At 51.0% G+C, this 22,209-nt stretch carries 17 protein-coding genes and 1 pseudogene; 13 read left to right on the top strand and 5 right to left on the bottom strand.

The annotated features are described in order from the left end of the window. The 3 genes from V5T57_RS06455 to V5T57_RS06445 form a co-directional block, all read right to left on the bottom strand. Positions 1-731, bottom strand: a 731-nt coding sequence (locus tag V5T57_RS06455) for a cache domain-containing protein (RefSeq protein WP_332890358.1), incomplete at its 3' end; no start/stop codon positions are given. Positions 732-918: 187 nt separating this feature from the next. Then, positions 919-1,671: a M48 family metallopeptidase gene (locus tag V5T57_RS06450; RefSeq protein WP_332890357.1), complete on the bottom strand. Its 753-nt coding sequence runs from the start codon at positions 1,669-1,671 to the stop codon at positions 919-921. 532 nt (positions 1,672-2,203) lie between these two features. Next, positions 2,204-2,431, bottom strand: coding sequence for a hypothetical protein (locus V5T57_RS06445; RefSeq protein WP_332890356.1), 228 nt, complete (start codon positions 2,429-2,431; stop codon positions 2,204-2,206). A gap of 236 nt (positions 2,432-2,667) precedes the next feature. Between V5T57_RS06445 and V5T57_RS06440 the strand changes: the two genes are divergently transcribed. The 12 genes from V5T57_RS06440 to V5T57_RS06385 all read left to right on the top strand — a co-directional run bounded on the left by V5T57_RS06440 (position 2,668) and on the right by V5T57_RS06385 (position 16,601). Continuing rightward, positions 2,668-3,333, top strand: coding sequence for an XRE family transcriptional regulator (locus V5T57_RS06440; protein WP_332890355.1), 666 nt, complete (start codon positions 2,668-2,670; stop codon positions 3,331-3,333). 751 nt (positions 3,334-4,084) lie between these two features. Continuing rightward, complete coding sequence (locus V5T57_RS06435; RefSeq protein WP_332890354.1) at positions 4,085-5,170, top strand: ABC transporter substrate-binding protein; 1,086 nt, start codon at positions 4,085-4,087, stop codon at positions 5,168-5,170. Further along, positions 5,167-8,340, top strand: coding sequence for an ATP-binding protein (locus V5T57_RS06430; protein ID WP_332890353.1), 3,174 nt, complete (start codon positions 5,167-5,169; stop codon positions 8,338-8,340). Before V5T57_RS06435 ends, V5T57_RS06430 begins: the two co-directional genes overlap by 4 nt. 389 nt (positions 8,341-8,729) lie before the next feature. Next, the gene (gene ppk2 / locus V5T57_RS06425) at positions 8,730-9,659 is read left to right on the top strand and encodes a polyphosphate kinase 2 (protein WP_332890352.1); all 930 of its coding nucleotides are present in this window, start codon (positions 8,730-8,732) and stop codon (positions 9,657-9,659) included. A gap of 132 nt (positions 9,660-9,791) precedes the next feature. After that, entirely contained in the window at positions 9,792-10,595 is an 804-nt protein-coding gene (locus V5T57_RS06420) for a response regulator (protein WP_332890351.1), read from the top strand. 213 nt (positions 10,596-10,808) lie between these two features. Then, positions 10,809-11,168, top strand: coding sequence for a hypothetical protein (locus V5T57_RS06415; RefSeq protein ID WP_332890350.1), 360 nt, complete (start codon positions 10,809-10,811; stop codon positions 11,166-11,168). 31 nt (positions 11,169-11,199) lie between these two features. After that, entirely contained in the window at positions 11,200-11,811 is a 612-nt protein-coding gene (locus tag V5T57_RS06410; protein WP_332890349.1) for an RNA polymerase sigma factor, read from the top strand. 107 nt (positions 11,812-11,918) lie between these two features. Then, positions 11,919-12,743 (top strand): hypothetical protein, encoded by an 825-nt coding sequence (locus V5T57_RS06405; protein ID WP_332890348.1) that lies wholly within the window; start codon positions 11,919-11,921, stop codon positions 12,741-12,743. A 203-nt stretch (positions 12,744-12,946) separates the two neighbouring features. After that, positions 12,947-13,567 (top strand): paraquat-inducible protein A, encoded by a 621-nt coding sequence (locus V5T57_RS06400; RefSeq protein WP_332890347.1) that lies wholly within the window; start codon positions 12,947-12,949, stop codon positions 13,565-13,567. After that, a complete protein-coding gene (locus V5T57_RS06395) occupies positions 13,540-14,226 on the top strand; it encodes a paraquat-inducible protein A (RefSeq protein ID WP_332890346.1) in 687 nt (228 codons plus the stop codon). The genes V5T57_RS06400 and V5T57_RS06395 overlap by 28 nt, the downstream gene beginning before the upstream one ends. A gap of 83 nt (positions 14,227-14,309) precedes the next feature. Beyond that, positions 14,310-15,986, top strand: coding sequence for a PqiB family protein (locus V5T57_RS06390; protein ID WP_332890345.1), 1,677 nt, complete (start codon positions 14,310-14,312; stop codon positions 15,984-15,986). 18 nt (positions 15,987-16,004) lie between these two features. Further along, positions 16,005-16,601: a PqiC family protein gene (locus V5T57_RS06385; protein WP_332890344.1), complete on the top strand. Its 597-nt coding sequence runs from the start codon at positions 16,005-16,007 to the stop codon at positions 16,599-16,601. Positions 16,602-16,670: 69 nt separating this feature from the next. On the opposite strand, the gene V5T57_RS06380 is transcribed toward V5T57_RS06385, so the two are convergent. After that, positions 16,671-17,369: a Crp/Fnr family transcriptional regulator gene (locus tag V5T57_RS06380; RefSeq protein WP_332890343.1), complete on the bottom strand. Its 699-nt coding sequence runs from the start codon at positions 17,367-17,369 to the stop codon at positions 16,671-16,673. 18 nt (positions 17,370-17,387) lie between these two features. Continuing rightward, entirely contained in the window at positions 17,388-19,709 is a 2,322-nt protein-coding gene (locus tag V5T57_RS06375; protein ID WP_332890342.1) for a leucine-rich repeat domain-containing protein, read from the bottom strand. 368 nt (positions 19,710-20,077) lie between these two features. Here V5T57_RS06375 and V5T57_RS06370 point away from each other — a divergent pair. Further along, positions 20,078-22,209 (top strand): annotated as a pseudogene (locus V5T57_RS06370) (hypothetical protein); the annotation flags it as partial.

Genomic DNA, 22,209 nt, shown 5'->3' with positions numbered 1-22,209 from the left:
AAACCCGCACTCTGATCAAATTTTAGATTAAACAGAAAGAGCGCACTCTCCCCCTCTGCTCGGGCCAACACAGTTTCACCGGTCTTGCCCAAACCAATATTATCTCGCGCAACCTGTTCAAAACGGCTGGCATCCAGCCGTAGCGCGATCACCCCTTCCACCCCCCCCTCTTCCAAAATAGGATGTACCAAAAAAAGACTTGGCAGACCGTCGATGGGAAAAATAGCCAGCTGTGAAAAGACCGGTTGGGTTGTCTTCATCGCCTGTCTAACCGCTACCGCCAAATGACTGCTGTTTAGTTGGGAGCGGAATAGATGAAAACGTTGAATCTCCCCCCCTAAATTTTGCATCACCGCCCGGCCATCCGGTGCAATTAAGAGCAGATCTTTATAGTTACCCTGCTGCATGTATTGAATCAGGTGAGGATCGACATGTTGACTGAGAATAGAGAGCCGTAACAGAGCACCCCCTTTGTTGCGTACCATATGAGAGAGCAGTGATCGTAAATCAGGCTCAGAAGCGACCAGCTTAAGATCCTTCAACCGCTCTTCAACATGGGAGTCTATTTGAACGACTTTTTTATCGGCAATATGGGACAGGTCTTGTAAGACAGCACGGGTCACACTCTGTTCAAAACTACTAAGCAGCCCATAGCCCACCGCTACCAATGGAGCCACCGCCACCAATAAGAAGAGAACAAACAACCGCGTACGTATGGAAAGACCTGGCATAACATGGATACCTAACAAGAAAACAGCGATGAACAACCAACAAGAAGTAAAAAAGCGTACCAGCCTTTTATGCTTTTTTCTGTGTCACCCTAGCATGGGTAATGTCACAAGGGAATTGCTTAACAGACCGGTATTATGCTGCCTCTTGGAATGAGACAGAGATAGGAAGTTCCATAATCCTTGATACTTACAACACTTTTCCAGCAACATGCAAACCGAGTGAATGGCCATGGTTACGTAACCAAAGACGGTGTTCTAAGAAGTGAGGATCCATCTGCTCAACCAGCGCCCAAAATTGAGGTCCATGGTTCCGGTGACGTAGATGGGCCAGTTCATGGATCACCACATAGCGTACGACCTGGGCTGGAGCATGTACCAAATGGCGATTAAAATTCAGGGTATTGCGTACACCACAGCTACCCCACCGACTACGCATGGCACGAATACGTAATCCATTGTGCTGTAGGTGATAGCGTTCACCATACTGGTTAACCCACGGTTCCAACTGGGTACGCAAAGTCTGCGTAAAAAAACGTTTTAGTGCTGTCTCCATCGCCTTTTGGGCCACCAGATCTGAACAGTCCGGAGGAAAGAGCACCTGCAAGGTTGCCCCCTCTTTTTGTACGTCCGCCACCACTTTTTCACCGCATGCCAAACGAAGGGTATATTTTTCACCCCACAACATAACGGGCATACCGGTGGTTAACGCATCCCACTGGGGTGGTGCTTTTTCTTGTGCGGTGGACCAATGGCGACCAATCCATGCCTCTTTTTGTGCCACAAAATCCTGAGCATGCTTTAGGGATACACCACGGGGCATGGTCACCTTAACCGCCTCCTGCCCGATGGTAATCCGTAAGCGACGGGCACGTTTAGAACGGCGAAAAAGGACCGGGACCTGCCATGTTTGCCACTGTAGATGTTGTTCGTGTTCCAACACGGATCTGCCTACCTTTACCTTAACTTCCATGGAACACCTATCCTGCGCCAGTAGAATAGAGCTTGGCAACACCCTCAGAATAGTGAGACAAAAAAAAGCCGGATGTCATGACATCCGGCTTGCACAAATATGGTTCGTTTTTCCCGAACCATGTGGATGATGGAAGGGAGAGCCATCATCCACATTGGACGCGAAATATGCGTCGGGAGGCATTACCCACCCCCACCACACCCCTCAAAGGTGCAGGTTCCGTCACGGTGGCAGCCGTCACGGGAGCGGGGTATTCCCCCACCCAATCTCTGCTCTGCCGAATCGCCTCTACCCTTTGGGTAACAAGCCCTGACAGAAGGTTGTTTCAATCATCACTTTCCATTTATGTGACAGCTTCTTGGCCGTCACATCGATCCATGCACCCATAAAGTTAGCCGCGACCTTGCTTCGATACACACAGGTTTAAAGAGTTACACCAAAACATCCACCTGATCGTTATACCCAAGTGCCACATGATCTCATGTGGCAAAGCTCAAAGCGCTTAAACAGGTCGGCGCCATGCTTGGGACATTTGGCGACCTGGTGAAGCATGCCAAGGCTGGCCATCCAGACCAGAAACAAGCACAGGATCATAGGGACGGGGCAGCTCATTGTGCCCATCTAGCGTTACCAAGACATAATCACCCCATAACGCTACAGCACGTCCCTGCCGATGCTGATTATCTTTCAACCGAACACGCACTGTACTGATCTGTTGGTAAGTTTGCATGGTTTGGCCTCTCTTATCAAGCAGCTTTCTGCGTTTGATGTCGATTTTCTGCGCTGGTGAATCTATATCTAGCGGTATTCAGCTATATTGGCAAGCTTTTTTAAGTGTTATACCTTTAAATCCATCTACAACACGCTCATAAAACCTTGACTTTAAGGGGCAAGACAGGTCAAAAATAGAGGTATAGCAGCTTTCTGCTATATTTATTGTTCTCTCTACAGGCGTGGAGCAACACCATGCAAGACTCTTTGGCACAACGTCTTCGGCACTGTGCACAAAAAGTAGGAAGTGGCGATGCCTTGGCCAGGCTTAGCGATATTCCCAGGCGCACCATTGAGACCTATCTAACCGGGCAATCTGAACCCAAGACCTCTCGTTTGGTCGCCATTGCTCAAGCTGCTGAGGTTGATGCCGGTTGGTTGGCTTGTGGGCTGGGACACCCAGAGGGACAAAGCGCAACCAGTCACCACACGCTTCGTGAAGATGAATACACCTTAGTGCCTCGCTATGCGGTAGAGGCCAGTGCCGGACATGGTGGTAATATCGAACATGAACCCGTTATGGAAAAACTGGCGTTTAAAACAGACTGGATTATCGGAGAGATGGGGCTGGACAGTGAAAGGCTGGCACTGATCAATGTACATGGAGATAGCATGGAACCAACCTTACGGGGGGGGGATATGCTGTTACTTGATCTCCGCTGTAATGAGGTCAAAGATGATGCCATTTATGTGTTGAGGCTAGAAAACCTACTTATAGTCAAACGGGCTCAACGCATGCTGGATGGGACCATTCTGATCCGTAGTGACAATACCATCTACCGCGAACAGAGTGCCTCCCCCGAACAAGCACGGCAACTCTGTGTCATTGGCCGGGTGGTTTGGGTAGGACGACGGATTTAAGCGCAGCATAGGGTGTAACACCGGTTGATTCTCTCTTGCCCAAAACAGCTCAAGTCTTTCCTGCAGCATGGGATGAGTGTGTGCATAGCTGACCGAGAAGAGTAGCGCCATGTTATCTCGCAAAGTACTACGCGCATCTGTTGGCAAAGAGTGTCTGCCTACCAAGACCACACCAACTAATGGAACCTGACCAACGCCTGCACGTGATCCAAGGCACTTATTCTTTAATCTCCTCTACACGCTCATAACCATTGAATATAATGCTTATTACTCACCTAGCGCCCTGTTCGCGCTAACCCTTTCTTCTCACAACCCCTTTTATAATGACTTATTCAATGTTTGCTCGATGGTTTGTATCTCATGCACACCAACCTAATGTCATGACCTATAGAGCATTATCCTAATGGGATAGAATAGTGCCAAAGTATTCTTTATATAAGACTAACTTTAGTCTTATTCATATTCAAACACCCACCATTAAATTGACATGCTGTCTTAGGTTAAGGTATCTCTAGTAGGGGTGGAGTGTGACATCAAACCATATTCTCAAACGTTCTATCGTGTCGGTTATGGCTTGAATGGCCAATAATTTCGATCGGCCCCTGCCCTTATTGGGGTAACGATTTAGATTTATTAGTCACATAAGTACGAACCTATTCAGGCATAAAGAGCGCACGCTAATTCTATAACACCTTGTTCTCTTTAGACTTAAGCCGATACGATCCAAAACGGAGCCGAAGAGAGGCTATCCATGGCGTTACAAACACGGCATATTTCCGTGCAGGGTTATCCTTGGGGGTGGCTGCATCGGTATATGCTGCTACTGTTACTTGCCCTCTTGCTGTTCAGCACATCCACACTCCACGCCTCACCCCGCTACCGTGTTATTGTCATGCCCTCCATGTCTGTACCGACTATAACGGGGCAGACTGCGGCTTTTATTAAACATCTTGACCGTTTAGGTTTTAGAGATCAGCACAATCTTGACCTGCAAATTCTTCACCCCCAAGGGGACCGAAGCCGCGCACGTCAACTGCTAAGCCAGGCTGTGGCGAGCAAACGCCCAGATCTTGTTGTAACCAGTGCTACACTGGCCAGCCAAGAGGCCATGGATCTACTGGCTGAAGATCAGATCCCACTACTGTTTATGACGGTTGCAGATCCCGTTGGAGCCGGTTTGGTCCCCGCTTTGGGTCAGGTCAACAAGCGCCCCATCAGTGGCAGAGCGAATGCGGTTGACCGCAGCATTTTGCTGGATATGGTTAAACGGATACTCACAACCCCGACCAAACAACGGCCCATACGTATTGGTTTAATCCATACAGACTATCCTTCTGCGGTGGGGGATGCCCAACTTCTGGAACAGGTGATCGCCAGCGAGCCACTGATCACACTGGAACAGATAATCATCCCCTATCAACCCATTCCTAAACATCTTCCCATGCTGCAAGAGCACCTCATTCAGGCGATCCAGGCACTGGAAGATCGGGTGGATTATTGGTGGTCTGCCCACGGACCTTTGGCGGATAATGATCACTATCTTTCCCAATTTAAACAACACTCCAAACACCCTATGCTGTTTGGTATAGATCTAAAAAGTGTCAAACGGGGTGCGCTCATTCATATCTCACCAGACATGGATGCAGCGGGACAAGAGGTGGCACATTTGGCTTCGGCTATTTTGTTAGGGGCATCCCCAGGGGAAATTCCGGTCGCTGTACCCAAGCAGATAACCATGAGCATCAACTTGGCCACAGCCATCCGCATGAATCTGGTTATCCCTTCACAGATGATGGAACTGGCCAAAGGCAACCTCTACCATGAGGTATTGCCATGAATTTACGTACCAAATTTGCACTGGTTCTGCTGCCGCCCATTCTGGCAGCGCTGTTTGGCTTGGGTTGGTGGCACTATCTGACCACAGCGGCTGAGATTAAAAAGACCAATGAACTCTATTTGGAAACCCTTCTGGACGGTTTTATTGAGAGTGCTCTAGAACGGCGCTATACCATTTTGCAGGAGAACGGGCTTAATAAAATCTCCTCTTTTGTCCATCAGTATCGCCAAGAGGTTTTTAAAGAGGCCGAACGTATCGCCAAAAAACATGGGGTACACGTGCTGATTTATGATGCCAATGGCGACATTCAACATGCAACCAAGGGACATGCCGCACCACAGCATCCGCTTGGCTTACAAAAACTACTCAGGCAGCTCAACCAGACCGCACCCCATAAAGGGCTTGGCCATTTACAACGCCCAGATAGTGAGGGGGGTGGATTACTCTATCTACAGCGTCCTTTCCATCCCTGGAACTGGCGTATTCTACTCCACGTAGGTGATAATCGCTTGGTGCATGCCGTGACGGAAATCCGTCAAAACACCCTGCTGGTTGCTACCCTGTTAACCACCGCCATTTTGGCCCTGCTTTACATCATGTTACGGCGCTTAGTTATGCACCCCGTTGATCAACTGCGCGAGGCTGCACAGCGTATTGCTCAACATGAGCGCATGGTGCGCATCCCTTTGCATGGTGAAGATGAAATGGGGGTTCTGGCCCGAGCCATTGAGTCTATGTCTCATGCCATTGATGACTATCAAGAGCATCTACAGACCCAACGCAATCGTTTTCAAACACTGCTGGCTGCCAATCCTGACCTGATCAGTCTCAAAAACCGTGTGGGTATTTATCAAGTGGTCAATCCTGCCTTTTGTGCCTTTGTAGGCCGGGATAAAGAGGCCATTATTGGACAGGATGATGCCCGCCTTTTTCCAATTAAACAGGCACTACGCATTAATCAGGAAGATCAACAAGTTCTGGAAAGCGGCCAACCTTCCGAACGGGAAGAAGAGGCCATTGATCAAGACAACAACCCGCTGTGGCTCCATGTGGTACGAACCCCTATTACCGATGATCGAGGCCAGATCACGGGTATTTTGACCACCATTCGCAACATCTCTGCCCGTAAAATTGCGGAAGAAGCCCTACGTATTGCCCATGAAGGATTGGAACAAGAGGTTACCCAGCGCACAGAAGCCCTGACAGAAAGCGAAACCCGTTTGCGGATCATTACAGAGAGCCTGCCTGCGGTTGTGTGGATGAGCGACCCTAAGTTAACCCGCATGCACTTTGTCAGTCCGGCGTATGAACGGATTTGGGGCAAACCACGGGAGAACCTCTTCCAAAACCCACAATCGTTACTGGAGAGCATACACCCCAGTGACCGCAATTTTGTCATTAAACGCATCGCCAATAGTGAGGGTCAACCCTGGGAAGCTGAATACCGAATTTTACATCCTGATGGCTCTGTACGGTGGATCCGTGATCAGGGTGCCGCCTTCCGTGGACAAGATCATGAGGTCCAGTATCTTATTGGCTGCTCGTTTGATGTGACAGCCCTTAAAGAGACCCAACGGGAGCTCTCTTCAGCCAAGCAGGATGCTGAAGCGGCCAGCCATGCCAAGAGTGCTTTTTTGGCCACCATGAGCCATGAAATCCGCACCCCCCTCAACGGCATTACCGGCATGTTGGAACGCTTACGACGCAGTGCTTTGAATGAAGATCAAAACCGGCAAGTAGAGACCATATCCAAATGCAGCATTGTCTTAATGGATATTCTCAACGATGTCCTGGACCTCTCTAAAATTGAAGCGGGGCAACTGGTCCTGGAACGGGAACCCTACAGCCCCATACAAATTTTACAAAATTTGGTCGAAGTTATGCGGCCCCAGGCTCAAAACAAAGGGCTGACCTTAGAGCTGGAGATTGATAAACAACTACCGGAAACCATGTTAGGGGACGCCACCCGCTTGCGTCAGGTTTCACTCAACCTTATTGGCAATGCCATTAAGTTTACCCACCAAGGTTGGGTACGGGTGCATTTACGCCAACATGAAAAAGTGGAAGATACCGTTTGGGTTGAGCTCTCTGTCGAAGATCAGGGGATCGGGATTGCACACGCCAAATTGGCCAAACTGTTTGATCCTTTTACCCAAGCAGACAGCAGTATCACCCGCAACTATGGGGGCACTGGGTTGGGGCTGGCCATTAGTAAACGGTTGGTTGAAGCGATGGCAGGTGCCATTATTGTAGAGAGCCAAGAGGGCAAGGGAACCCACTTCCGTGTCACCCTACCCCTACAGATCTCAGATCAACCCATCACCCCCTTCACCCAAAATGATGAGACCCTTACCCTAAAACCTATTTCACTGCTGCTGGTGGAAGATGAGATGGTCAACCAGCAGGTCGCTACGGCGCTGCTGCAGGATGAAGGACACCAGGTGGATGTCGCCAAAAACGGTGAAGAGGCGGTCAAACTCTGTCAGGAAAAACGCTACCAAGTGATCCTTATGGATCTGCGTATGCCTAAAATGGATGGGTTAACGGCGACTGAACTGATCCGACAGGAGGGGCAGAACCAAGAAACCCCCATTGTCGCACTGACAGCGGATGTTTTAAAAAGCACACTGGATCGCTGCCTGGAAGTCGGCATGCAACAGGTTTTAACCAAGCCAATACGGTTGGTGCACCTGAACCATGCCCTGGCTCAGCTTGGTCTTCCTTTAGGCCCCCCCCGAAAATCCAATATTCGGCCTGTTGAAGCACCCCTTCCAGCTTCCGTACCCGCCACCACGCCATCACAGGATGATCCAGGGCTTAAGGTAGAGCGGCTACGTTATCTGGTCAAAAGCCTGGATGCTGATCATCTTCAAAAAATTGTTGTTGCGTTTAAAGCCACGGCGGATAGCTGCCTAAGTGGCATGCAACATGCGCTGGAACAAGGTGATGAAGGGGCACTCAAACATACCGCCCATAAACTGGCAGGCAGTGCCTCTACCTTAGGGCTGGAACGGGTGATGGAACAGGCACGTGCTTTAGAAAAAAGCACCGACTCTGCCAGTTTTGCTGCGCAAATCACCCAAATACAGAAAGATGTAGATGCAGGCTTTCAGGCCATTGCCGAAGAAACCGGCCTTACCCTACAAACGACAACCAACGAGACGGTGTAACCCACACCACGATAGAAGGGGTCATACACCCATTCTGCATTTTATTCTCAATCCTGTTCCACCCAACGCCAGGCGAACACCCAACCCAGTTAGAGCGTTTGTGTTGGCTTGCCATGGGGTGGATGTCACGGACAAACCTTGCCAAGGCGGGTTTCTTACCCCTGTTGACATCCCTTAGGCATCCCCCTGTCACCTGACCACAAAAAACGCATCATGGGTCCATTGTAATCTTCTATATCCCCCCCTTTTTTAGTAAAGTGGATAAAGGTGCCAATTTGACAGGCCCCAAGTGAAAACATCGCATGTTGACGCGATATTACACCGCTTTTTGGCCGTTTTTTGGTAACCCAGACCTCTGTCTATACCCTACTGAGCATTGGATGGTGATTATGAGCACTGAGAACCCCGATTATGTAATTGTGGATGGAAAAAAAGTAGCGGTTGAAGAGCTGCTTCGTGATAACCGTCGTCTCAGTGATGAAAATGGCCGTTTACGTCAAAGCTTTAGTGAGTATAAGCGTAAAGCCGGTAAAGCTTTGACCCGCCGCAAGCAGGAGCGCAGCCTTAAACCTTATCAGTCTGAGCTGATTAAGCTGCAAAAACACCTGGAACAGGAAAAAATGAAGATGGTCGTCCTGTTCGAAGGGCGGGATGCGGCTGGTAAAGGTGGAACCATCCGCCGGTGTACCCGCTATATGAACGAAAAACACTATCGGGTTGTGGCGCTGGGCAAACCTACTGAGGAACAAAAGACACAGTGGTATTTCCAACGGTATGTCGAGCAGCTGCCCACTGGTGGTGAGCTGGTCATGTTTGACCGCAGCTGGTACAACCGGGCCGTGGTTGAACCCATTTTTGGTTTCTGCACAGAGGAGCAGTACCATCACTTTATGGATGGTGTGACCTCTTTTGAAAAAGATCTGGTCAACGGTAATACCATTTTGGTCAAGCTCTACTTCAGTGTGACCAAAGATGAGCAGGCCAACCGGTTTGCGCGTCGTAAAACCGATCAACTCCGTCAGTGGAAGCTCTCCGAGATCGACATGCAGGCCCAAGAGCGCTGGTACGACTTCACATTGATGAAATACCGCATGCTTAAGGGCACCCACACCCCTTGGGCCCCTTGGACCATTATTCGGTCAGACGATAAATATCTGGCCCGTTTGAACGCCATGTTGGCCATTTTGAACTCGGTACCTTATGAGGGTCGTAACCCTGAGCTTGACTACGTTCCCCATCCGGATGTTGTTGTCTCAGGTGCCCGTGAGATTGAACTGATGGAGCGTGAACTGATCCGTGCAGGTATGTTTACCAACTAAACGGTGCAACAGCATACCAACCAAGCGCCCTTATACATGATAAGCTAGGGGCGTCGCGGTATGTCGCCGTACCACCGTTGCCATACAATGGGATGGGGATACCCCCATCCCATTGTTGTCTGGAAAACCAACATGGAACCACTTAACCTTGATCAATCCCTACGTATTTTATTGGTAGAGGATGACCCCATTAACAGTAAAGTGATGTGTGCATTATTGGAATCCACAGGTCATCGCATTACCCCTCAAGAAGATGGTGTCGGGGCCTTAACACAACTCTATTTGGGGACATGGGATCTGATTTTATTGGATCTTAGCCTGCCGGATCTGGATGGCTACACCATCAGTCGGCGTATTCGTGGTAATGCTGAACCCAGTCGGGCTCAACTACCCATTGTGGCCATTACAGCCAGTCAGGATGAAGATATTTTACCTCAGGTTCTGGCTGCAGGCATGAACGGACTGTTACGCAAACCCATTGATATGGAAGATTTCCGCCGGGTTTTACACAACCCCCACCCCATCACCCTTGAAAATCCACCCGCTAAGTCATCCTCACACCAAGCCAGTCGCCCTACCGATGGGGATACACACCCCATTTTAGATGCCACCCACTGGAACCGTATGGTCACCATGCTAGACCGTGCCACCTTGTTAGAGACCGTGGTGCTTTTTCAACAAAACGGCCCACATTATCTGCAACAAGCCCAGTCGTACGCCGACTCCGGTCAATGGATAGAGGTTGAGCTGGCTTTGCATAAATTAGCCGGTGCCTCTGCCAACATGGCCTTGGGCCGCTTGGGTGAACAAGCTCGCCTGTTAGAACACTACTGTATCAACCAGGCAGAGCCAGAGATTCATGATGATCTAAAAGCACTAAACCGTGTGATGCAACGATCCTTAAAAGCTCTGGAGCAGATGGCCAATATGGTCTAGGTATGTCCGATCCCCCCCCATCATTGGTGTGGGGATAAATGGGGTGTCTACCCATACAAGCCCAGAGCCCTCAACACACATAACACCCGTGAGGATGAGGCACTCATTTTATGATGCGTTCTTAAATGCTTGGTTAATTCATACCAAACCGTTACCCTTTTAAGGAATTGTATTGATCATGTACCGAGCTGACAACCAGGGAAACGAACCAGGATGATGAGACCCATTATCGCCTTGGCTTTTGCGGCCTTACTACTGGGCACACCTCCCCCAGCCGCCGCAGATAACAAAGAGCCACCCGCTTTTTGCGTACAAAATGCATTAGCGGCACGTATCCATGTTCAAGCACTGGACAGTACGGACTTTAAAGGAGATATCCCGGCAGGGAAAAAGCTCTGTTGTTCCAAAAAACAGTGCCGCAAATCAGCCACCCCACTCATTTTAATGTCTGGTTATATTCCAGTCTCCAATAGTGGCCAGGCGGGTTGGAAATCTGACTGTCGGGTGTTAGCTAAGCAAGGCGCGACGCTTCGTATTACCGGTATTTTGGAGAAAATTCTGTGTTCACCCTAATCCTCAGCGTAAGGCTGATGGGAGGGGTATCATGGAAGTGAAATCCCCCCTCAATTTTATGCCCAATGATCCAGATGCTGATCATCTCAAGCTGGCCCTCAATGGTCAGCCAGAGGCCTATGCTTTGGTGGTACGCCGGCTACAGGCACGGGTTTATCATTTTATCCTGCGGCACATCCATTCCACCGAAGATGCAGAAGATTTGACCCAGGAGACTTTTTTAGAGGCTTATAGAAATCTTGCGCGTTTTCAAGGACATTCCTTGTTTTCTACCTGGGTTTTAGGTATTGCCCATAATATGGCGCGCAACTTTAGGGGCCGTGCACCCCACTACAAATATGATATCACCGACGATTCCATACTGGACCGGACATCAGACCAACGTCCCAACCCACAGGATTATGCCGGTGAGGCAGAGCGGATGAAGGCCCTAAAACAGGCCATGAATGCTCTGCCCAATGAACAGCGTGAAGCGTTAACATTGATCTCTTTGGAAGAGCTGAGTTATGAGGAAGCTGCGACGGTAGCAGGCATTACCCTCTCAGCCCTGAAGACCCGCGTCTTTAGAGCTCGGCGTCATCTACGGGATCTTTTAAAACACGATGGGATGCTGGATCTGTTTGACCATAAAGAGCGCAGCTAATGTGCCAACAAACAGCTCATTTAAAGGGTACCCACCTTGTCTGCAATGGGGCTTGCAGAGGGTTGGGCCATAAGCAAAAAGCCAACAGGCTTCAGGGGTAGGCCATCATGCCGGATACCAAAGAACAAGATCTATTTAAAGAGCTAGAGACCGAAGAGCTGCTAAGCCGTGGTCTGGATGCTGATTTAGATCGCCAAGAGATGCGCAAGCTTTACCGTCTTGCCGCCCAAGATGCTGATATTCCTGCACGTATGGGCCATATGGTAGAGACTGAAGAGGCACTTAACCAGCTGGGCCGCGAATTGACCCATGCTGCGCCTAAGCTGGATATGGCTGACGCGATTGTCTCTACAATCACCCGTGAGCGTATAGAGAGTGGCGCGGCCGATAGCGGCCCCCACCCGGTGGTTCAGCTGTGGCATTGGATACGCCGTGCCCACCGTATGCACTTTCAGCCACTCTCATTTGGTTCGGGCTTAGTGGCCGCGGGTGTGGCCATCTTCCTGCTACAATCCCCCCCTGTGGTGGAGCGTATTCTACCCGGTGTAAACGCCCCGCGGCTGGAAGTCAGTGATATTGCCTTTAAGCAGCTGGAAGCTCAGGTAGATTGGACCAACCGCTTTATTCTTCTCCCTGGGCACACCACCCGTATGGCGTTGCGTGAACGCGCAACCCGCTCGGTGGTGGTTCAGCTGGAGTCCATGGAACCTGTACCGGTCAACCTAACCCATAACGCCCCAGGGCTTGGTGTGGATCTAAGCCGTGAGTTGGTGGTGGACGGCATACGCATGGTAACCCTACGCAACCCACGTGCAGGGGACGAAATGCAGATTGAAAATACCGGTAAAGTACCGGTAGTGGTCCATACAAGAAGCAGCGGTACCAATGCCGCAGTTATTGAAACAGCAGAACATAGCCATACACGCATGTAAGCTGTAAAACAGTCTGGACACTGTGTAAAAGGGAGTATCCATATACGTTGGGTGCTCCCTTTTTTGTAAGGGGTCAATGGCATTCCCCTCTTCAACAACAGAGCAAACCTATCCCCCCTCTACATATCCCCCCTCCCCATCCCTAAAGCGATGTGTCATCATAAACACAGTTTTTTTGCCACCACCGCAACCCCATGGAGCCCATGGACATAACCCCCCTTACTGACACCATGGCTTGCCCCTGGTGCGATACCCTACATCAGGTACCCCACCCATTACCTGAAGGACAGTTTCACTGTGTGCGCTGCCACAGCACCCTGTTCCATTACAAACAGGGTGGGGCTCGACGGGCGCTGGCTTGGTCGCTCTCTGGACTGATCTTACTTATCCCCGCCGTCATGCTACCATTTATGGCATTGGAAGCAGGTGGACAGTGGCAGGCTGGCTCTATATGGGATGGTGTTAGGGCGCTCTGGCACAACGATAGCCCGGTGGTGGCATTTCTGGTTCTACTTACCGGGGTTATTGCCCCGACGTTACATATTGCCGGTCTCGCTTTTGTGGCTTGGTTAATGCGTCGTCCAACCCCCCCACCCGCATGGGGTGCGCCACTCTATCGGCAGGTTGGGGTTATCCGACACTGGAGTATGTTAGAGGTCTATATGCTGGGTTTGATGGTCGCTGCAACCAAGCTGGGTGATCTGGCCTATGTCACCATGGAACCAGGACTATGGGCTTTTGTCGGTTTGGTCATTGCCACCAGCCGGGCTGGTGCCTCTTTGGAACCCGCACTGGCATGGCGACGTTGGCAGGTCAACCTATGAGCTACCATGGACAGAGCGCCCCCCGCGCTATTCATCGCCATCAACAAAGCTGTGAAGCGTGCGGTCTGGTCACAAGCTTGGACCACCACACCCCTTGCCCCCGCTGCAAAGGGGTTGTGCACACCCGTCGCCCCCATGCCCTTACCCGTACTTGGGCACTGCTGATCACAGCGACACTTCTCTACATTCCCTCCAACACCTTTCCCATTATGTCTGTGGTTAAGGTCGGAAAAAGTAGTACCGACACCATCATGAGCGGTGTTATTTCTCTATATAGTGCAGGCATGTGGCCCCTGGCACTGATTGTGCTGGTAGCCAGTGTGGTTATTCCCATGTTGAAACTTGGGGCCATGACCCTACTCTTAATCTCTGTACAACGGGGTAGCCGTGTTGCGCCCCGCACACGTTTAAAGCTCTATCGACTAACCGCTTGGATTGGTCGTTGGTCTATGGTGGATATTTTTGTCATCACCATTTTAACCGCACTGGTTGAGTTGGGGGCCATTGCCACCATTACCCCAGGACCGGGCGCTTTTTACTTTGGCGCGGTGGTTGTTTTTACCATGTTTGCGGCAGAATCGTTTGATCCCCGGCTGATCTGGGATGCCATGGAAACAGAACATCCTGAGCAGCCCCATCAGGGATCATCTCATCTCTGACCTGTTGGAAGAATGCAGCGGTACTTCAACCGCTTTAAAGTGGTGCGTACAATTAAAACCACGCAGTTTAAGGAGCCCCATCGGTGAATGCCGACACTGATCTACCCAGCCCAATCCCCCATCCCAAAAAGCGCCATAAACGGGGTGCCCGTTGGATTTGGCTCATTCCTATCCTGGCCACCGCCTATGTGGTATGGCTGGCGATGGATCATGTGCAATCCATGGGTCCAGAGATCACCATTACCTTTTCCCAGGCTGGGGGTATTGTTCCGGGCAAAACGCTGGTGAAGTACAAATCCGTGGATGTCGGCACGGTCACGCACATGCACCTAAGTGAAGATCTAAAGACCGTTGAAGTCACCGTCCGTATGGACCGGCTGATGGAACAACATTTGTCCGCCAATACCCGTTTTTGGGTGGTCCGTCCACAGCTCTCCATGCGTGAGATTAGTGGTCTGGAAACCATTGTCTCTGGGGTCTATATTGCCATGGACCCTGTCTCCACCGGGCAGTTTTTCGACAGCTTTCAAGGGTTGGAAAAAGCGCCTTTTTTACGGACAGATGAACAAGGAACCCGCTTTTTACTCAGCACAGAGAAGTTAGGATCTATGGGTAGCGGTGCCCCCATTCTCTACCGGGGTATTCAGGTGGGTAAGGTCCTGGGACATGATCTGGATACCGATCATGACCGCGTGCTGCTGCATGTATTTGTCAAATCACCCCATGATCAGAAGATTCGCAGCAACACCCGCTTTTGGAATGCCAGCGGCCTGGATCTGTCGATTAATGCCGATGGCTTTCAATTAAATACAGAGTCCATGGAAACCCTGATTTCCGGGGGCATTGCCTTTGACGCCCCAAGCTCTCTGGATACCCAAGCATCCCTAAAAAAAGGCCATATCTTCCCGCTCTACCCCAATAAAGAGTCGATTGAAGAGCGGATTTATGAAAAGAAAGTACGCTTTGTGCTGTTCTTTGATGAGTCTGTTCGTGGACTACAGGTTGGGGCCCCTGTTGAGGTACGTGGTTTAAAGGTGGGTAAAGTGCTGGATGTGCAGATGCGCTTTGATCCCGATATTGGCCACTATCCCATTGCCGTATTGGTTGAGATTGAGCCTGAGCGGGTGCTGGGGGGTAACACGCTACCCAAAGATGAGAAAGAGTGGTTGGATACCATGGTCAACCAGGGTCTGCGAGCGCGTCTTAAGACAGGGAGTTTAATCACCGGTCAGCTCTTAGTGGATCTGGATTGGTACCCCGGTGCCGCCATTAACCTGGCCGCCATTGAGTCCCCATATACCGAGATCCCCACCTTACCCACCGAGATTGCCGAGATGACCAATGCCATCAAGAATATCTTGGTTACGATGCAAAAGCTGCCTCTGGAAGATATTGGCAAAGAGCTGCACGGTACACTGTCTGGATTAAATAAACAGGTCAACAGCCGTGCGGTAGAAAAAGCCATTGCCTCGGTTTCTTCCACCATGGGTCATCTAGAGCAGCTTTCAGCCCAGGTAAGTCGGGAGGTGCCCACCGCAACTCAAGGCCTAAACAGCTCCCTTAAGACGTTGGAAGCCACCTTGGAGCAGGCCAAACGTACCATGTCCATTGTAGAATCGGTGGTCGCCCCAGATGCACCGCTCCATGATCAAACGGTGGAGACCTTAAAAGCATTGACCGATGCGGCAGATTCCTTAAGCAGCTTGGCCACAGCCTTGGAAAAAGATCCCCAATCGCTGTTGTTTGGCAAAAACAAATAACCCTCAAGGTAACAGGCTATGCGTTTCATTTTAGCTCTCGGCACCCTGCTCCTGGTTAGTGGCTGCACCACCATTGTGCCCCTACCATCATCGCAAACATCTGACCCTGGTTTGCCTCTCTTACAACCGTTGGTGACACCAGGTCAACCACCCGCTAGCGATGGTATGGTCGTAACCTTACGACCCATTGAAATTCCAGATTATCTTAACCGTGATGAGCAAGTGCGCCGTCTGGAACCAGGGCATACCATCACCTTGCAGGATAACCCCTCTTGGGGGGAGTCCTTATCACGGGGTATCAACCGGGTCATACAGGTTAATCTGGCCCATCTGCTCAAGAGTGCCCGAGTGGTACGGGATGACAGCTACCGCCACCACCCCCAGGGGGTTACCCTTAAAACAGAGCTGTTCCGCTTGGAGCCAGTCGGGGATAAGGTGGTTTTAGAAGCCCGTTGGCATATCTTTAAAAAACGCACCCAACCTCCACTGTTAAGCCGCTGGTACCGCCACAAGCAACCCATGGCAGGGCAATCTGCAACGGCGACGTTAAGTGCTGCTTTGGGGGCGATGAACCGGGCTCAGGCTGAGGATTTAAAAGAGATCACACAAAAATAGAGGCAAGCCCCCCGCACAGACAACGCATCACATGGGGGGGGCGTTCCATCGATCCGTTAAGGCAAGGACCTACAGCTCGTCCATATAGCCGTCTTGCAGGGCATCCTGATCCAATACCGTAATGATCTGCCCTTTTTCAGCAATCACCCCTTGATCTTTCAAACCCCGAAAGAGCCGAGATAGGGTTTCGGGTTGCATAGACAGACGTGAGGCCAAGACCTTACGGGGCATCTTAAGATTACAGGTTGTACCATCTCCACAGGCCACTTGCTGGGCTAAATAGGAGAGCAGGCGCTCTCTGGCCCGCTGTAAGGTTACCCGATCCACTTCCATAACCAGATGGTGTAAACGTTGGCTCATATCTTTGAGCAACCCCACACTGGCCTCTGGATATTTGGCCAACATGTTCATATAGGCCGATGCCGGCACCGCCACCAGGACCGTATCTTCCAACGCTTCTGCGGTCACCGGATAACGGTTACCCTGGGCAAACATGATCGCCTCACCAAAGGTTTGGCTCGGCATAATGACCTCAATCACCTTTTCAGCGCCATCCGGTGACAAGCGGTAGAGTTTAATCCCCCCACGCAGGACCAGAAAGAAGGCCTCATAAGGATCCCCCTGCTGAAATAGGATCTCACCACCCACCAGTTTACGACGGCTAACCTGGGCAGAAAGCGGTTTCCAAGCGCCTTCACTTAAAGAACCAAACAGGTGGCTCTCACGGGTCTGATCCAGATCCGGACCGTTTAACGGTGTGTGGTTCATAGTTAACTTCTTTATCGCTTAATGAGGGGTCGGTGCTGGGGTTTCCCCCTGCTGACGCTTGCGCTGTTCCAGACGCTGTAAAAGGGTAACCCTTTTGACTTTGGTCTGGGCATGACGCTCCTGTGTTGTTGGAGGCGGCGGCGGCTCTAGAGGTTCCAATAAGGGTGAAATAGCAATCGGCTCTGCCACCCCTTCGGGTAGAAACTTTTCTAGACCTGCTTGTTGCATCGCATGAAGATGGCGATACCCTACCTCTTTAGCCCCTTGAATATCCAGAGGTACTTTTTCCTGAACCTCAAAATCCGACCATACACTGTTCAACCGCCCCAGGGATAACCGTAAAAGGGCCAAAAAGACGGCCCGCATTTTAGCCTGCCCCCAAATATGCATACGCAGGGTGCCTTGGCTCCGGTCGACCTGTATTAAAGCACGGTTTCCGCCCCCTTCTGAGGCCAACAAAATACCATCACGCCAACAGGTGCGGCTGTGCAAAAAGGCGTAAAACCGAACCAGTAACCGCCCCATCAAAGCGGGGGGAAGATGGGTATAGTGGTAAGAAAAATCTAACGTCTCTCGGCTCATGCCCACCGTTGAACGGTTGATCGGCAATAGATCCGGAAACAAAAAACGCTCGACTTGGGGCTGCTTAGCCTGCTCTTCACCGGGCTCTTCTAGCAGAGGAAAACAGATCTGGAAACGACGTAACCAAGTGAGTACTGAAGCATGCATATCACGGCCATGCAGGCCAGGATCAAGAATTTGCCCCAGCTCTTGGCGCTCAAGAATACCGCCATTATCACGAATACGTTTGGAACCCAAAGGACGATACAGCGCCTGGGTTAACCAAACAGGATCGAGTAAATCATCCGTCGAACCCGCCAGTGGATGGTTACGGAAATAGACCGCACTACCCACCATATTCATCCGGTTGGCCAAATGCTCCTGCTGCTCAGGGTCATTAATGCCCCGTTCACGACAGAGCGCTTGGTAAAAACGGTAAGGGATATGGCTCTGGTTAATCTCTTCAACAATGGCTTTGGTATCCAGCCAGCTCCGCCAAAACATCTCCAGCGCAGGTTCAAAGTTCTCCAACAGCTTAGTAATGGCCTGCTGGACCGCTTCCATCCCCTCCCCTGTCATGGCAGAAGCCCGGCTTACGACGACTTTGATGTTGGGGTAGCGTTCACGAACTTCATTCCACTCCAACTCCAGCGGATAGCGATCTGCACGATGACAGATCAGTGCCACACTGGCCTGACGCCCAGCCAAGGAGCGGATAATCCGCATCCAGCGATCCAGCCGACGCTCAGGCTCAGGTTCACGGCCATCCATCACCAACAGGATCAACCCTTGGGGGGTTACAAAGTAAGGGTGTGCCGCAAAATAGTGCTCATCACCACTGAAGTCCCAGACATTCAAGCGTAGCCGACGTATGCCATCAGAAAAACGCCAGGTTCGCAAATTCACCCCTTCTGTAGGGTGCATATCCGCAATATAACGGCCATCCAACAGACGGCTCATCAGCGAGGACTTTCCACTACCCATCTCACCGAGCACCATCAATTTGGCTTCATCCAGGTGCCGCCGCTCACTAGAGAGGGCCTTGTGGTAGGCACCGATAATTTTGGCAGGCTCCTGCACCGCCTCCAAAATGGATTCTGGTACCGGCAGACTGTTGTGGCGTAGATCCAGCCAGGATAAATGACGCAAACCACCCAGCTCAGGTGGCAAATCCACAATACGGTTTCGGGAGAGATCCAACCGCTTTAACGCAGGCAGCTTGGCAAAGCTCTCCGGGAGTTCTTTAATCTGATTTCCCGGTGCCAAAAGGGTCTCTAAATGGCCCAATTGGTCCATATTCTCTGGGAGTGTGCTCAAACGGTTATCATGCAAAGCCAACTCTTGCAAATGGCTAAGCCCAGCCAGTTCAGGCGGGAGAGAGGCCAGATGATTGCCCCGTAACACCAAACGGCGTAAACCACTTAAACGACAGACAACCATCGGTAATGTGGAAAATCGGTTATTGCCCATGCGCAAAAATGCCAAACGCTGCAATTTAACCAGATTTTCAGGTAAATCCGTCAGTTGATTATCTCTTAGGTCCAGAAGTTGCAATCGATCTAAATGACCCAGTGCCACCGGCAGAGTCGTCAGACGATTGTCGGAGAGGTCCAAAGATTCCAAATTACTGCACAGCCCGATCTCGTCCGGTAGATCGGTGAGTTCAAGGCCAGAGAGGTCCAGGGCTTTAAGCCCTTGCTGGCGGGCTTGTGCCAATTTGGATAAAAGCGCTTCCCGGTTCATATGCCACTCGTAACTGGTATGGGTTGGGGGGTTCACCGCTTGGGTCTTAAGTTTGACAGGTCAGTATGTCTTAAACTGCCCTTTAAGGGGAGGAACAAACCGATGCTGATCACTTTCACAGATGTCTAATGGGACATTGGGCACTTATTTTTTGCCGTTAGCATATTGGCAGATGATGAAAAGTGGTAAAAATCGTATACTAAGGCGTTCTCGCCTAGTACTTTTTGGTTGTTCCGTGCCACACGCATAGAACTACGCTCAGCAAGGCGCTGATATCCTGTTAAGATAACAGGCTTTATTTAGTATCTGAGCCCATTTTAAAACAATGGTAGAAACCCATGAAGTTTGACCCTATCCAACCTCGATTCAGACGCCTGGGAAGCCTCCTGGCTTTGGCGGCCTGTATGTCCTGGATACCTACCGTGCAGGCTGCACCCGCACAGCTCTGGTCGGTTGCCCATGAAAAGGTCGTGATTTATAACGCACCTGAGGGTAGCGGACAACGTCAATTTGCTTGGTTTTCTGGCCGGTTTGTCGAGGTTCTGGAAGAGCAAGGGGATTGGGTTAAAGTACGGGCCGAATGGGGTCGCCGTGAGGATGCTGGTTGGACCCTAAAAAGCGGCCTTGAGCGTTTAGAGGTTGAGGTTCCCAAACTGTTTGACCGTACGGTCCAGGTTAATGTGCTGGGAGCTAAAGTACGTAAAGAGCCACTACCAGGTTCTCCTGTACTCATGCAGGTGTTCCGTAAACGCCATTTAGTGGTCTTTGAAGAGAACCATGACAACTGGATGCGCGTTGCCCGTGCCGATGGCCAAGGGCCACAAGGTTGGATCCATGGGGATCTTGTTGAAGCGGTTACCACCGTAAGCACGACAGATATCAAATCTACCTCTTCTGTTGAACAACCCGCTCAAATTGAGAAGGCTGTACTCCAACAACTGGCTGAACAGTCCCCCTCTCATCCCCCAGTCAAAATTTTAGTGGCTGAAGGTGAGATAACGGCACCAGAAGCGACACTGTGGGTGGTGAATGCAGCTTCGGTGTACCTCCGTCAAGGCGCAGGCACAACGTTTGAACGTTCAGGCCGAGTACGTCAAGGTGATGTGCTCGTTGCATCCAAACAACAGGGCAAATGGCTCCATATCACTATGGAACGCGACCCACGTATAGAGGGCTGGATCTATGCGCCCCTACTACGTAAAGGTGCAGCTGAGGTTGCTCAAGGTCGCCTTGCCATACCCCGTGAAGACCAAATAAATCTCCGTGCAGAACCCAGCATCCACAGCAAAAAACTTCTTCGTCTCTATATTAATCAACACATCCACCTGCTTTCCGAGCCAGACAGTGGCTGGGTCCAGGCCCAACGTACAGATGGTGTAGGGGGTCCTGGCTGGCTCCATACGGATTTGATTGAAGAACGCCCCGACCAAACAGAGGCCGCCCGTAAAGCAGAAGAAAAGCGTGTAACTGAAGCAGCCAAAAAGGCTGAAGAGGCGCAGCTCGCTGAGGAAGCTCGACTGGCTGAAGAAAAACACTTAGCCGAGGAAGCTGAAAAAGCTGAAGAGGCACGGCTCGCTGAGGAAGCTGAAAAGGCTGAACAAGCCCGCATGGCTGAGGAAAAACGTCTTGCTGAGGAAGCTCGACTGGCTGAAGAAAAACGCTTAGCCGAGGAAGCTGAAAAGGCTGAACAAGCCCGCATGGCTGAGGAAAAACGTCTTGCTGAAGAGGCGCGGCTCGCTGAGGAAGCTCGACTGGCTGAAGAACAACGCTTAGCCGAGGAAGCTGAAAAAGCCCGTATGGCGGAAGAAGCGCGTAAAATTGAGCAAGCCAAACAAGCCGAAGAGGCGCGTAAAGCCGAAGCCCTCCAAGCCGAAGCCGACGTTCGAAAGAACCAAGCCATACAGGCTAAACATGCCCGCCAACTTAAGCAGGCACAAATCTATACTGCAGAAGGCGATATTCTTAAACCAGAGATCACCTCTTGGGTTGTGCAGACTGAAGCCGCTTATTTACGGGCAGGTTCAGGAACCCGTTTTGAACGCGCTGGCCGGGTCAGGCAAGGGGATGTTTTGATTGCATCCGCTCAACAGGGGCACTGGCTAGAAATCACACTAGAGCAAGATCCTCGTGTTGCAGGCTGGATTTATAGACCGCTGCTACGTCAAGGTCCAGGGGAGATTGCGGAAGGTCGCCCAGCTGAATCTTTGGCGAATCAACTGAACCTACGCAGTGAGCCAAGCATCAACAGCCAAAAACAGTTACGCCTTTATCGTCATCAACCCATTACCTTGCTATCAGAACCCGATAGCGGCTGGGTTCAAGCCCAGCGGGCCGATGGTATCGGTGGTGTTGGTTGGCTGCATACCAAACTACTCAAGCTACTTCCCACAAAAGCTGAAGAAAAACGCCTTGCCGAAGAGGCTCGCATCGCGGAGGAAGCTCGACTGGCTGAAGAGGCCCGCATCGCTGAGGAAGCGCGACTGGCTGAAGAAGCCCGCATCGCTGAGGAAGCTCGACTGGCTGAAGAGGCTCGTAT

The organism is Magnetococcus sp. PR-3 (assembly GCF_036689865.1).
GTDB lineage: Bacteria > Pseudomonadota > Magnetococcia > Magnetococcales > Magnetococcaceae > Magnetococcus.
This window is presented reverse-complemented; position numbering and strand designations above follow the sequence as displayed.